Genomic DNA, 12921 nt, shown 5'->3' with positions numbered 1-12921 from the left:
CCCTGACTTACAGACGTGAAATCGACAAGCCGCCATCCACAGGGATAACGGCGCCGTTCGCAAAGTGCATCTGCCCCTGAACCAGCGGGACGACAACGGATCCAATGTCTTCGGGCGCGCCCCAGCGTGCCGCGGGAACAAGGCCACCTTCGATACGGTCGGTGTACTTGTCGCGCACGCCCGCCGTCATCTCGGTCGCGATGATGCCCGGTCGCAGCTCAAAGACGCCGATACCTTCGGGGGCCAAGCGTACTGCGAACAACTGAGCCATCATCGCTGCGGCCGCCTTGGACACGCAGTACTCGGCGCGTTCGATCGACACCATTGTCGCGCTGACAGAGGTGACAAAGGTTATTGATCGATAGGTATCTTGCGGCTGTTCCAACATGCGCCGAGCCACTTCTTGCGCCAGAAAAAACGCGCCACGCAGGTTGATGTTCTGCACGAAATCCCAGTTCTCGGGCTTCAGATCCAGCATGTCACCACGCTCCGGCGCCCCTACGCCTGCGTTGTTTATCAATGCGGTGATTGGGCCTAAATCGGCTTCGATCTGATCCAGTAGCGCCGGAACGTGATCAATGTCGGACACGTCGTGCTGCACATAGATTGCGTTTGGGCCAAGCTCTACCAAAGCCGCCCTCACGACCGGTTTGTCGGGCGCCGAGCGAGAGGCTATTGCGACCTTGTACCCGGCCGCGATCAAGGCGCGCGCCACCCCGAGACCAATGCCCTGTTGTCCTCCGGTCACCAATGCTGTTCCGGTCATGCGGCGAACTCCGTTTCAATGATATGACGCCCCGCACGAAGTGCGAGTGCGGCTATCGTGAGGGCCGGATTCACCGCCGCAGATGTCGGAAGAATTGACGCGTCAACGATGAACAGGTTCTTGTGGTCGTGGCTGCGGCAGAATGTGTCGACGACACTGCTTGCCGGGTCATTGCCCATCCGCGCTGTGCCGCATTGATGCGACGGAGTACGCCGATCAAATGGTCGCGACAGTACCACGGGAAACCCGGCCTGCTTCAGATGCGCCTTTAGCCGCGCAACCAGGGCCTCGTGCGCAGCCCAATTCGAGCGTTTCCAATCCAGCCTGATCTGGTCACCTTCGACCGTCACCCGGCTTTCTGGGTTCGGCAGATCCTCGGACATAGCATAAAAGTCAAAACTGCGATTGGCGATCAGTGCTGCAATTGGACCCGGTAGATGGGTTTGCGACGCAAGAATCGGTCCGGTGATTTTTCCCAACATCTGAATGTTGCCCAAAGGCAAACCACCCTGCCCGTCGCTGTTGTAATAGTCGTTGAACATCAATGTCTTTTGATAGACGGCTCTGTTGCGACGCATCGGGTGAAGGGCCAGCACCGCGGAACAATTGTGGTTCATGAAGTTCCGCCCGACCTGATCGGACCGATTGGCAAGACCAGTTGGGCAATTGTCGTTCGCGGACTGCAGCAACAGGACTGAGGACTGTACCGCACCTGCTGCAAGCACGATGACCGGCGCGCGCAGAGCACCGTGGCCTTCAACTTCGACACTTGTGACGCGACCACCGGCATCAGCCTTCAGTTTACGGACACGCGCGTCAGTCAACAGTTCGACATTCTCGTGCTTCAATGCTTCGGCAAGCGCACAGGTTTCGGCATCCATTTTGCCGCCGCATGTATTGGGAAACGCATCCCAAGTTGTTTGCCCAGCCTCTAGCCAGGTCTCAATGTCCACGCCCAAAGGCACTGAGGATGGCGTCAGGCCTGCTTGGCTTAGCCGCGTCCTCAGGTCTGCAATATCAACCTCATCCGGCACAGGTGGGTGCGGGTAACCCCCACTGTGCGGTGGCTCGGTGGGATCTTCTTTGGTGGTCCCATGCGCGTCGTAAAGCTGTTCCGCGGCGGTATAATCCGGCTCCAGCTCTTCGTAGGGCATGGGCCAGCCGTGAGAGTAGCCACCTATATGCTGACGCGGCTCAAAATCCTCTTTCCGATAACGTATCAAAGCTGCGCCGTAGAACTTGGAATTGCCACCAACGCAGTAGTAGTTTCCGGGATTGAAAGGCTTGCCTTCTCCATCCAGCCATGTTTCATCGGGGCGGAAGTGCCCATTGGCAAAGATCGCCCTTGGGTCTCGATCCTGAGGTGAGGGCTGCAACCACTCTCCTCGTTCAAGGATCAGAATGCGACGACTGGACGGAGCCAACGCCGCAGCCAGCGTTGCCCCCCCGATGCCCGACCCAATGATTATGACGTCAGCCCGATTCATGGAAGGATCCGCATCTCGCTTTCAGGATCGAAAGCCACGGCTTTTTCCATGTTTACTGCAAAGTTGAAATCCTGACCCGGCGCGACCTCGGCGTCCGAACGCATACGCGCGATCACATCTCGTCCGCCCAATTGCATCGAGACGAAGGTGTCCGATCCAGCGGGCTCCGTCACCACGATACGGTTGGTCATCTGCGCGATGTTCGACGACTTTCGATCCGCACCATCCATATCGGTGATAGTCTCAGGGCGGATTCCCAACAAGATCTCGCGCCCATCCCATGCGGCCAAGTTGTCTTGGCTGAACGGGAGTTGCGCCATATATCCGTCGTGAACGGCGACCTCTGCATGGGGGCGGCCATTCAAAACCGTAACCTTGGCCGGTAACACGTTCATCGCAGGCGAGCCCATAAACGTTGCAACGAAGATATTCGCAGGCGTATCATAGATTTCCTGCGGTGTACCCAGCTGCTGGACATAGCCGCCGTTCATCACGGCGATGCGGCTTGAAAGCGTCATCGCCTCGATCTGGTCATGCGTTACGTAGACGATGGTGGTCCCGAGGTTCTGATGCAGCTTCTTGATCTCGGTTCGCATGTCGACGCGAAGCTTGGCATCGAGGTTCGAAAGCGGTTCATCGAACAGAAAAACATCAGGGTTTCGCACCAGTGCGCGACCCATTGCAACCCGCTGACGTTGACCGCCCGACAACTGCCCGGGCTTGCGATCCAGCAACTGCTCAATCTGCAACAGCTTGGCAACTTCTTGCATCGCTTTGTCGCGTTCAGGCTTGGGCACCCCGTGCATCTCAAGCCCGAAAGTGATGTTCTGCCCGACCGTCATATTGGGATACAAAGCATAGCTTTGGAACACCATGGCGATGTTGCGGTTGGACGGGTGCACCCCGTTCATCACCTGGTCCTTGATGCGGATTTCACCGCTGGTGATCTCCTCCAGCCCCGCGATCATGTTCAGCAGAGTGGATTTGCCACAGCCCGAGGGACCGACCAGCACCAAGAACTCACCCTCCTGCACCGAGATATCGACCTTGTGCAGAACCTCGACCGCCCCGTAGGATTTGGTCGCGTTGTCTATGTCTAGAAAACCCATGAGGTCTTATCCTTTCACCGAACCCGCCATCAGGCCGCGGACGAAGTATCGACCGGCCACGATGTAGACGAGCAGAGTTGGCATGGCCGCCAGAATGGCGCCTGCGAAATGAACGTTGTATTCTTTCACACCGGTTGACGACTGCACCAGATTGTTCAGTGCCACCGTCATTGGCTGGCTGTTGGCATCGGCAAAGGACGCGCCGAACAGGAAGTCATTCCAAATATTGGTGAACTGCCAGATGATCGAAACCACAGCGATCGGCCCGGAACTGGGCAGAAGTATGCGCCAGAAAATCTGAAAGAACCCAGCGCCATCAATCTGCGCCGCCCGGATCAGCTCTGTCGGGAACACGGCGTAGTAGTTGCGGAAGTACAGCGTGGTGAATCCGATACCGTAGACAACGTGGACAAGCGCAAGACCCCAAGTGGTGCCTGCCAGCCCGATTATGCCCAACATCCGCGCCATTGGGATCAGAACAATCTGAAACGGGATGAAGCAGGCAAACAGCATCAGACCGAATAGGATGGTGTCGTACTTGAAGCGCCACTTGGTCAGCACATAGCCGTTCAGCGCCCCAAGAATGGTTGAGACGATCACCGCCGGAACCACCATCTTAATCGAGTTCCAGAAGTAAGGCTTCAGACCCGTCGGATCGACGCCGATCTGCGCCGAAGACCACGCCTTGAGCCACGGCTCAATCGTGAACACCTGCGGCAGGTTCATCATGCCGCCGCCGGTGATCTCTTCCAGTGGCTTCACCGAATTCACCAGCATGACGTAGAGCGGCAGCAGGTAGAACAGACCGAACAGAAGCAGCACCAGATAGATCAGCGTGCGCGTAACGCGGCCCGTGCGGATTGCGGTATCCTGAGTTGCTTGTGACATCAGCGTTTCTCCCGCAATTCGGCGTAGAGATAGGGGATCATGATCGCCGCGATGGTCATCAGCATGATCGTGGCCGAGGCCGCACCGATCCCCATCTGGTTCCGTGTGAAGGTGTAGGAATACATGAAGGTCGCAGGCAGTTCGGTTGCGCGACCGGGTCCACCCCCGGTCAGGGCGATGACAAGGTCAAAGGTCTTGATCGCAAGATGGCTGAGGATCACAAAAGCCGACAGGAAGGCTGGTCGCAGTTGCGGGATAATGATCCGGCGATAGAGGTTCCAGTTCGAGGCTCCATCCATTTGCGCAGCCCGCAGGATCTCGTTGTCGATCCCACGCAGGCCAGCCAGAAACATTGCCATTACGAAGCCGCTTGTCTGCCAGACGGCCGCTAGAACCACCGTGTAGATGGCGTAATCACGGTTTTTTATCCAGTCGAACTCGAAGCTGGTCCAACCCCATGTGTGCATCACGTTTTCCAACCCGATGCCAGGGTCTAGGAACCACTTCCAGGCTGTACCGGTGACGATGAAGCTCAGAGCCATCGGATACAGGTAAATCGGGCGCAGCAGCCCTTCGCCGCGGATTTTCTGATCAAGGAAGATCGCCAGACCCAGGCCTATACAGGTGCAGATCACGATATAGAGGCTCGCGAAAATCCCCATATTGATCAACGAGGTTTCCCAATGGCTCAGCCGCCACAGTTTGTCGTAGTTTTCCCATCCGACCCATCCAAAGGACGGCAGGATGCGACTGTCGGTGAATGACAGGTAGACCGAAAACAGAATGAACCCGTAGACAAAGACCAGCATCATCGCCAGCGACGGTGACAAGACCAGTTTGGGAATCCAGTTCTGAAGGCGTGTCTTGAAATCCGCGTCGGCTGAAGCAGCCATGGCGCGCCCTCCTCGTTCGAGTCGTGTTAGATCGGAGCTTTTGCGCCCACTTGGTGACAGGGCGGCCAGACCGCCGCCCCATCGGGAGGATCACTTACGGATCACTTGGCGATCGAAACGGCGTCAACCAGTTCGGTCACGGCATCTTCGCTGCCGTACTCGCCGTTAAAGTGGGCGGTCACCACGTCATAGACGGCGTTCTTGACTGACGCAGGCGCGGCATGTCCGTGTGCCATGGAGCCGAACAGGTTGCCTGACGAAGCAGCAGCGGCCAAATCTTTCATGCCCTGCTGACCACAGGCATCTAGATCGCTGCCATCAACGTCTGTCCGCGCTGGCACCGAACCCTTCACCTTGTTGAACGCAATCTGGAAGGATGGCGACAGGATCGCACTGGCCAGCGCGGCTTGCTCGGCCGATACCGTACCGCCCTGATCAAACATCATGAACTGGTCAGCGTTGAAGGTGACTTGATCCTGAGTACCCGGGAAGCGGAAGCAAAGGAAGTCCTCACCCGGCACTTTGCCCGCGTTCAGGAATTCGCCTTTGGCCCAGTCACCCATCATCTGGAAACCGGCTTCACCGTTTATGACCATTGCTGTCGCCAGGTTCCAGTCACGACCCGAGAAGTTCTCATCCACGTTGTCACGGATAAAGGCCATACGGTCGAACGCTTCTTTCATCGCGTCGCCACCCAGCGTTTCCTCGTCCAGGTCGATGAAGGCCGCTTTGTAACCGTCAGGCCCCAGCGTCGACATCGCGATAGCATCGAACACGGTCGCGTCCTGCCATGCCTGACCACCATGCGCGATCGGAGTGATTCCGGCAGCTTTCAACGCCTCAACTGCTGCGACGAATTCGTCCCAATTGGTGGGCTGAGCAATGCCGTTGGCGTCCAGCACCGCTTTGTTGGCCCAGACCCAGTTGGTCGAGTGTACGTTAACAGGGGCCGAAACCCATTTGCCGTCATGCTTGGCGAAGGCTTTCAGCGCATCTGGGACGACGTCATCCCAACCTTCCTGGGCTGCCACTTCGTTCAGGTCCGCCAGCGCGCCCTGATCGGCCCAGTCCAGAATGTCAAAGCCCAGCGCCTGAACGGCTGTCGGAGCGTTGCCTGCGGTGACGCGTGCGCGCAGAACGGTCATGGCCTGCTCACCACCGCCACCGGCTACAGGCATGTCGGTCCATCCAATGCCCTGTCCGGACAGATCGTCCTTGAGAACGTTCAATGCTGCGGCCTCACCGCCAGACGTCCACCAATGCAGAACTTCCACGTCTTCAGCGTGCGCAAGGCTGGTCGTGCACAGTAGACCTGCTACAAACAGCGATTTTGTCTTCATAAAATTACGCATTCTTGTTTCCTCCCTTAATGCGTTATTCTCACTCGGGACCAATCTGGCGCCCGGTCTTAGTCTTGCGGAACCCATGGTGCACGGCTGTTGCCGATGCGCATGACCACTGATTTCACTTCGAAGAATTCCTCGAACCCATATCGCCCGATTTCCCGCCCCTGCCCGGATTGTTTGACCCCACCGAAAGCGACCTCGGGGAACCCGTCCATCCAGGTATTGGTCCAGACCGTTCCCGCTTCTGCTCGGCGGGCAAACTCTAGGCAGGAGTGAACGTTTTCGCTCCATACCCCTGCCGACAGACCGTAAGCGCTATCATTGGTGAGCGCGATGGCTTCGTCCAGTGTTTTGAAAGTCAAAACAGACAGAACAGGCCCGAATACTTCATCGCGGGCAATGGGCATATCAGGCGAGACGTCGGAAATCACCGTCGGCTGATAGAACTGAGCGCCGAGGCCTTCGACCTCCAGCGGCTCACCACCCAGATCAATAGTCGCACCCGAAGCCTGCGCCTGTTTGACATACGCGTCGATTTTTGAGTTGTGCTCGGACGTTACGATAGCCCCAACCTGCGTTGTCGGGTCCAAAGGATCGCCGAATTTGACTTTGCGCGAAAGGGCGACGACACGTTCGCGGAATTCATCAGCAATGTCCTCATGCACGATGATTCGACTGCTTGAATTGCAGCACTGGCCAACATTGAAATAGACACCGAACACAACCGCATCAGCGGCTGCATTCAGATTGGCGTCGGGAAAGATGACCTGAGGGTTCTTGCCCCCAAGCTCTAGCGCGACTTTCTTGAGCGTATCCGACGCTACTGCGCTGATCGTCTTGCCCACAGCCGTAGAGCCCGTAAAGCTGATCATGTCCACGCTGTCATGGCTCGACATCACGCTGCCAACGGGAACTCCGTAACCCAGAACGATATTGCATACACCGGCGGGCAATCCGGCTTCGATCAACAATTCGCCCAGCATCAAGGTTGTCGACGGTGTCATCTCAGACGGTTTCACAACAACTGTGCAACCAGCCGCCAACGCGAAGGGCAGCTTCTGACTGAGAATCCAGAACGGAAAATTCCAAGGCGTGATGATGGACACGACACCGATGGGTTCCTTCAGCACGACACCCATCATATCTGCGCCAAGAGTGTTGTGGCTGTCGCCGTGCGTGCTGCGTGCCAATGAGGCCGCATAGCGCCAAAGGTCTGCTGCACCGCCGACCTCACCCTCGGATTGGCTGATCGGCTTACCGCTTTCCAGCGTTTCGATCGGTGCAATCCGGTCGACATTCTGCTCAATCAGGTCGGCAACCTTCAGCAAAACGGCGGCCCGTTCTTTGCCCGATGCTCGACTCCAAACACCGTTGTCAAACGCCTTACGCGCCGCCAGGATCGCAGCCTCGGCTTCAGCCTCGCCACCTAAGGCCGAACGGCTGACGATGTGCCCGTGCGAGGGCGAGCGCCGTTCGAAAGTCTCACCGGACGCGCTATTCTGCCACCTGCCATCGATGAGATGCCGACCTTCAAACAACGGCGGCAGCTCAAACGGGATTGCAGGGTTGATGGTGATATCTTTCATGTTGTCAAAGGCCCGAAAATATGGGGTTACGTTTTTCAATGAACGCAGCAACGCCTTCTTCGCGGTCCGCTGAGGCCGCAATTGCTGCACTACCAAGGGCTTCGACCACGGCATGTGTGTCTTCACCGACCGCTGCATGGATCATGTTTTTTGAGATTTCGGTGGCGCGGGGCGAAAGAGAACTAAGTTCGGAGGTGATCTCAAGCGCGCGCGCCAGAACGTCGTCAGCTACCTCGGTCGCATAGCCCAAGGCCAACGCGCGGTCGGCACCGATACGGCGCCCAAAGAGTGCCATCTCTTTCACCGAAGCTTCGGGGATCAGACGGGTCAACCGCTGTGTCCCGGACCAACCCGGCACGATCCCAACCCGAGCTTCGGGCAAAGCCAACGTGGACCGCGGGGTCATCAGGCGCAGATCGCAGCAACTGGCCAGCTCTAGCCCGCCGCCGAATGCGTGACCGTTGATCGCTGCAATTGTCGGCTTGCCGATCCGCGTAAGGCGGTCAAAGATACGATGTCCATCACGGACCCAATGGCGCGCGAATTCAGCAGGGCTCAGACCACCCCAAGCGCCGATATCAGCACCGCAACAGAACGCTTTTTCACCCGCGCCGGTCAGAACGAGCGCACGAATGGACGCGTCACGCTCGACCTCTTTCAAGCCAGCCTCAAGCGCGTGCAGCATATCAACAGTTAACGCATTGAGCTTGGCCTCGTTGTCCAAAGTCAGGACGGCCGTTGCACCCTCGATATGAATGCCCAGCTTGCTCACAGTGTCATCCCCATCGGGCCAACTGCGAATAGCGACTTGGGCATCTGAGCCGCGTTTTCCGCGACTTTGACGCGACCGCCCGAGGCTTCGACAATATCACGCTGCGCCTCAATGCCGGGCATGATTTCCGTCGCGACCAGTCCCTGATCTGTTAGGCGAATAACGCACCGCTCAGTCACATAGAGCACATCCTGACCGGTTTCCCGGGCACGGCGGCCCGAAAATGTGACATGCTCGACCTGATCTACCATCTTGGTGAATTTTCCGGGGGCATTCACTCGGATACCGTCATCCGTCAGATCTATCTTAGCGCCGGCTTCGAACCAGCCCGAGAACACGATCTTCTTGGCCCGCGCGGTAATATCGACAAAGCCGCCACATCCTGCAGTCAGATAGGGCTTCTTACCAAGTTTGGAGACGTTTACATTGCCTTCTACATCGACCTCGAGGAAAGAAAGGAACGACATGTCGAACCCGCCGCCCTGGAAGTAGATAAATTGCTGAGGTGACGGCACAAAGGCATGTGCGTTGGATGCGCACCCAAAGGCAAAGCCGGTCAATGGGACGCCACCAACGGCCCCCTGCTCAATTGCCCATGTCACCGCCTGAGGATGGCCCTCCTCCAACAAAACACGCGGAACCATTGCGCTAATGCCAAAGCCCAAGTTGGCACTCATGCCGCTGCGCAATTCTTGGGCGGCCCGACGCGCGATGACCTTTTCGACACCATGCTCGGCCAGCGAAAAACTGTCCCAAGGGCGCATAATCTGGCCAGAGATCGCAGGGTCATAGGGGGTCTCTGTCGTTTGGATCTGCTCTGGGTCTTCAACGATCAGATCGACCAGATGCCCTGGCACGCGCACGTCATGGGGGCGCACGCTACCCTCGGCAGTCACACGTTGAACCTGTGCGATCACGAGCCCACCGTGGTTGCGTACGCAAATCGCTTGTTCTAATCCGCCCAGATAGGCACCTTCATGTTCATAGGTCAGGTTGCCAAACTCATCCGCCGTGGTTGCGCGCAAAACGCACACGTTCGGATTGATGTTCGGGAAGTGCAACCAAGTCTGACCGTCGAATTCTTTTCGGTTAACGATTGGAGCCGCCGCACCACGCGCGTTCATCGCGCATCCTTCCCGAACAGGATCCACGAAAGTCTCAAGCCCGACCTGTGTGAGAACACCGGGTCGATGCGCTGCGGCTTCGCGATGCATATCGAACAAAATTCCCGATGGCACGTTGTACGCGGCCACTCGATCTTCGACGATCATCTTCCAGATTTCCGGCATCTCAAGGCTGGAAGGGCCCGACGGGTATGAACCGGCGAGAACGCAGCTTAGCAGTCCATCCTGCGCCAGATAATCCATTCCCTTCACGCCATACATATCCCCGGCGGCGATTGGGTGCAGCGTTGTAATGTTGCGCGGATGCCCTTCAAAGCGAAACCGCTCTCCAAGTGCCTTCAGCACGAGGTCTGGGCACCCCAGCGCAGAGGACGACGATACAGTGACAACCGCATTGTCTGGGATACGAGAAACGGCCTCGGAAACGGAAACAAGCTTGGTCATCAGAAACCGCCATAATCTATGTTGATACGTTCACCCGACGCTGCGGCCTCGCGAACGCTCAGCGCGATTGACAGCGATTTCACGCCATCAGGCCCGTCGGCAGCAGGACGGCCTTGTCCCGCCGCTGCGGCGACAAATTCCGAAACGCCTTGAACATAGAGAGAGTGGTCCGAAAACGGTATCTCTTCACTTCCGGCTTCAGTCACCAGCTTTATTGCCCCAACCGGGCGCTGCGTCATGACGCCATCCGCAAAAACCGAACCCTCGGTTCCATGTACCTGCAGGCCAGACCCGGCAAAGGGGTGCGTAAAGCTTTCATGCGTCATGACCATCGCGCCCGAAGGCATCGTCCAGACGGACATGCAAGAGTCTTCGACACCCTGCCCCATCCCAGAGCTGGCCATTTGCGCGACGACAGACACCGGGTCTTCATTGAGCAGGAAGCGGCTGACATCCGCGTCATGAACAACGATGTCAGGGATCACGCCACCACCAGCATCGGCCGAGTTGATACGCCACCCCTGCAAGTTCTCGGGCAAATGCACCGCGTGATGGATGCGCAACGAAAGAACCTCGCCGACGCGCCCATCTGCGATCAGGTCACGAATGGCACGATGACTGCCAGAGCATCGCAGGTGGTGATTTGTACCAAAAGTCACGCCAGCCGCGTCGGCTGCGCGCACCATTTCGACAGCTTCCGCTTGCGTCATCCCGAGCGGTTTTTCACAAAGAATATGCTTGCCAGCCGCGATGCCAGCCATCGCCTGACCATGGTGCTTCTCATTTGTGGAGGAAATGTAGACGGCTTTCACGCCATCGTCAGACAGCGCCGCGTTCAGGTCTGTGGTTGCATTGGGAATACCGTGCTCTTTAGCCCAGGTTTGCACCCGGTCAGAGGAATTACTGACGACCCAGGTCACGTCGTTGCCTGTCTGCTGACGCACCGCGTCCAACATATATTGCGAAGCTATCGTACTCGCTCCGACAAATGCCCAGTTCATCTGATTTCCCCACAAATTGGAACGTTCCAAAATGTGTAATGGAACGTTCCAAATTTGACAAGAAAAAACTCTGCCTTTGCTTTAAAGGCCAGAAAATATGGCTAAAAGCGCGACGCTTGCAGCCTCATCCAAAACAATCACAGGGAATCGAAGGGATTCACGGCGTGTCGGTACTCCGACTGAGTCGCTGAAATACGCCGCGCGCTACTTACATCAATGCGTCAGAGCGACCCCTTCCACTGTCACCCTGTGCATAAGACGTCGAAACCCATGGTAGTCGTTGATCGCTTTGTGCCACGTCGCTCTGTTATCCCAAATGGCGATATCCCCTTCCTGCCAACGCAGGCGACATTGGAATTCAGGCTGCTTGCAATGATCATAAATCATACCCAGCACTGCGGCAGACTCATCCACGCTCAAGCCTTTGATTTCGGTCGTGAACACAGGGTTGACGAACAACCCGCGCCTACCGCTGAGAGGATGCGTGATGACAACGGGGTGCAAAGCGTCTTGCGTGGCAGCTTCGGCGTTCCCCAAACGGCCGCTTTCTGCGGCTTCTGTGTCCATGATGCTGGCTCCAAAGACATGGCGAGAGGAATGAACCGCCCTCAAACCATCTAAGAAACCACGCATCGTGGGCGACAAAGCTTCGTAGGCGGCAGCCATCGACACAAACAACGTGTCGCCACCATGGGGCGGAACCTCCAGGGCGTGCAGGATCGAGCCCATAGCAGGCTCCTGATCATAGGAGTGGTCAGTATGCCACCCCTCTCCCACAGCCTCTTTCTGATCCTTCTCTTTCAACACCGTGGCAATCTCTGGGTGGCCGTCCACCGGTTTGAAAAATCGGTTCACGTTGATTGGGCCGAACCTTCTCGCAAAGGTCAGATGCTCTTGCGGGCTAACGCCTTGGCCCCTCAGTGCGATAACGGAATACTTAGCGAAGGCTGACTTAATGGCGTCGAATTGATCTTCACACCGGATGTCCGCCCCGACGATTTCCGCACCCAATCCACCGGTGAGAGGTTTTACTTCCATGCGCCTTCCTCCCTGCTGCGCTTAGCCTAAAAGACGAGAAATTTCACTTCGAAGCAATCGGCCTCGCTTCATACAACTCCAATGGAAGATCGTCCGGATCGCTGAAGAAGGTGAAACGATGGCCGGTATACTCATCGACACGGATGTCTTCGACGAGGACGCCTTTCTGTTCCAGACTGTCTTTTAGCGCTTCGATATCATCCACAACAAACGCAAGATGCCGCAGACCTTGTGCTTCGGGGCGAGAGGTGCGTTTGGGCGGGGTGGGAAAGGAAAACAGTTCAATCTGAGAGCCGTCCGGCAATGCCAAATCCAGCTTCCAAGATTGCCGCTCAGCCCTGAAATTCTCGGCAACAATCCTCAAACCAAGGGTCTCTGTATAGAATGCCTTGGACCGTTCATATTCCGAACAAATTACTGCAGCATGGTGGATTGATTTCAGACTAGTCACGGGCAGTTTTCCTAAT

12 protein-coding genes are annotated in these 12921 nt (G+C 57.0%); all 12 read right to left on the bottom strand.

The genetic code is table 11. The features are described from left to right. Nucleotides 1-7: 7 nt before the first annotated feature. Nucleotides 8-766 (bottom strand): 3-ketoacyl-ACP reductase, encoded by a 759-nt coding sequence (locus tag ACR0C3_RS02740; protein ID WP_480757038.1) that lies wholly within the window; start codon nucleotides 764-766, stop codon nucleotides 8-10. Further along, complete coding sequence (locus ACR0C3_RS02735; protein ID WP_480757037.1) at nucleotides 763-2253, bottom strand: GMC oxidoreductase; 1491 nt, start codon at nucleotides 2251-2253, stop codon at nucleotides 763-765. Before ACR0C3_RS02735 ends, ACR0C3_RS02740 begins: the two co-directional genes overlap by 4 nt. Beyond that, nucleotides 2250-3362 (bottom strand): ABC transporter ATP-binding protein, encoded by a 1113-nt coding sequence (locus ACR0C3_RS02730; RefSeq protein WP_480757036.1) that lies wholly within the window; start codon nucleotides 3360-3362, stop codon nucleotides 2250-2252. The genes ACR0C3_RS02735 and ACR0C3_RS02730 overlap by 4 nt, the downstream gene beginning before the upstream one ends. A 6-nt stretch (nucleotides 3363-3368) precedes the next feature. Then, the gene (locus ACR0C3_RS02725) at nucleotides 3369-4250 is read right to left on the bottom strand and encodes a carbohydrate ABC transporter permease (RefSeq protein WP_068340098.1); all 882 of its coding nucleotides are present in this window, start codon (nucleotides 4248-4250) and stop codon (nucleotides 3369-3371) included. Then, nucleotides 4250-5143: a carbohydrate ABC transporter permease gene (locus tag ACR0C3_RS02720; RefSeq protein ID WP_170376146.1), complete on the bottom strand. Its 894-nt coding sequence runs from the start codon at nucleotides 5141-5143 to the stop codon at nucleotides 4250-4252. The genes ACR0C3_RS02725 and ACR0C3_RS02720 overlap by 1 nt, the downstream gene beginning before the upstream one ends. Before the next feature lie 101 nt (nucleotides 5144-5244). Continuing rightward, nucleotides 5245-6483 carry an ABC transporter substrate-binding protein gene (locus ACR0C3_RS02715; protein WP_170677839.1) on the bottom strand — a complete coding sequence of 413 codons (1239 nt, stop codon included), beginning with the start codon at nucleotides 6481-6483 and terminating at the stop codon, nucleotides 5245-5247. A 68-nt stretch (nucleotides 6484-6551) separates the two neighbouring features. After that, nucleotides 6552-8075 (bottom strand): aldehyde dehydrogenase family protein, encoded by a 1524-nt coding sequence (locus ACR0C3_RS02710; RefSeq protein WP_480757034.1) that lies wholly within the window; start codon nucleotides 8073-8075, stop codon nucleotides 6552-6554. A 4-nt stretch (nucleotides 8076-8079) separates the two neighbouring features. Further along, a complete protein-coding gene (locus ACR0C3_RS02705; protein ID WP_480757032.1) occupies nucleotides 8080-8847 on the bottom strand; it encodes an enoyl-CoA hydratase/isomerase family protein in 768 nt (255 codons plus the stop codon). After that, a complete protein-coding gene (locus tag ACR0C3_RS02700; RefSeq protein WP_480757031.1) occupies nucleotides 8844-10415 on the bottom strand; it encodes an acyl CoA:acetate/3-ketoacid CoA transferase in 1572 nt (523 codons plus the stop codon). Before ACR0C3_RS02700 ends, ACR0C3_RS02705 begins: the two co-directional genes overlap by 4 nt. Beyond that, nucleotides 10415-11416: a Gfo/Idh/MocA family protein gene (locus ACR0C3_RS02695; RefSeq protein ID WP_480757030.1), complete on the bottom strand. Its 1002-nt coding sequence runs from the start codon at nucleotides 11414-11416 to the stop codon at nucleotides 10415-10417. Before ACR0C3_RS02695 ends, ACR0C3_RS02700 begins: the two co-directional genes overlap by 1 nt. 213 nt (nucleotides 11417-11629) lie before the next feature. Further along, the gene (locus ACR0C3_RS02690; RefSeq protein WP_480757029.1) at nucleotides 11630-12454 is read right to left on the bottom strand and encodes a TauD/TfdA dioxygenase family protein; all 825 of its coding nucleotides are present in this window, start codon (nucleotides 12452-12454) and stop codon (nucleotides 11630-11632) included. Between the two features lie 43 nt (nucleotides 12455-12497). After that, complete coding sequence (gloA2, locus tag ACR0C3_RS02685; protein WP_480757027.1) at nucleotides 12498-12905, bottom strand: SMU1112c/YaeR family gloxylase I-like metalloprotein; 408 nt, start codon at nucleotides 12903-12905, stop codon at nucleotides 12498-12500. Between the last annotated feature and the right edge of the window lie 16 nt (nucleotides 12906-12921).

It is taken from the genome of Ruegeria sp. CK3 (genome assembly GCF_056536565.1).
Note: the sequence above shows the minus strand (reverse complement) of the source record. Positions and strands in the feature narration are given on the sequence as shown.

Excerpts from the sequence above, each read along its gene's own strand:
- ACR0C3_RS02740 (WP_480757038.1), bottom strand. The coding sequence starts at position 766 with ATGACCGGAACAGCATTGGTGACCGGAGGACAACAGGGCATTGGTCTC.
- ACR0C3_RS02735 (WP_480757037.1), bottom strand. The coding sequence starts at position 2,253 with ATGAATCGGGCTGACGTCATAATCATTGGGTCGGGCATCGGGGGGGCA.
- ACR0C3_RS02730 (WP_480757036.1), bottom strand. The coding sequence starts at position 3,362 with ATGGGTTTTCTAGACATAGACAACGCGACCAAATCCTACGGGGCGGTC.
- ACR0C3_RS02725 (WP_068340098.1), bottom strand. The coding sequence starts at position 4,250 with ATGTCACAAGCAACTCAGGATACCGCAATCCGCACGGGCCGCGTTACG.
- ACR0C3_RS02720 (WP_170376146.1), bottom strand. The coding sequence starts at position 5,143 with ATGGCTGCTTCAGCCGACGCGGATTTCAAGACACGCCTTCAGAACTGG.
- ACR0C3_RS02715 (WP_170677839.1), bottom strand. The coding sequence starts at position 6,483 with ATGAAGACAAAATCGCTGTTTGTAGCAGGTCTACTGTGCACGACCAGC.
- ACR0C3_RS02710 (WP_480757034.1), bottom strand. The coding sequence starts at position 8,075 with ATGAAAGATATCACCATCAACCCTGCAATCCCGTTTGAGCTGCCGCCG.
- ACR0C3_RS02700 (WP_480757031.1), bottom strand. The coding sequence starts at position 10,415 with ATGACCAAGCTTGTTTCCGTTTCCGAGGCCGTTTCTCGTATCCCAGAC.
- ACR0C3_RS02695 (WP_480757030.1), bottom strand. The coding sequence starts at position 11,416 with ATGAACTGGGCATTTGTCGGAGCGAGTACGATAGCTTCGCAATATATG.
- ACR0C3_RS02690 (WP_480757029.1), bottom strand. The coding sequence starts at position 12,454 with ATGGAAGTAAAACCTCTCACCGGTGGATTGGGTGCGGAAATCGTCGGG.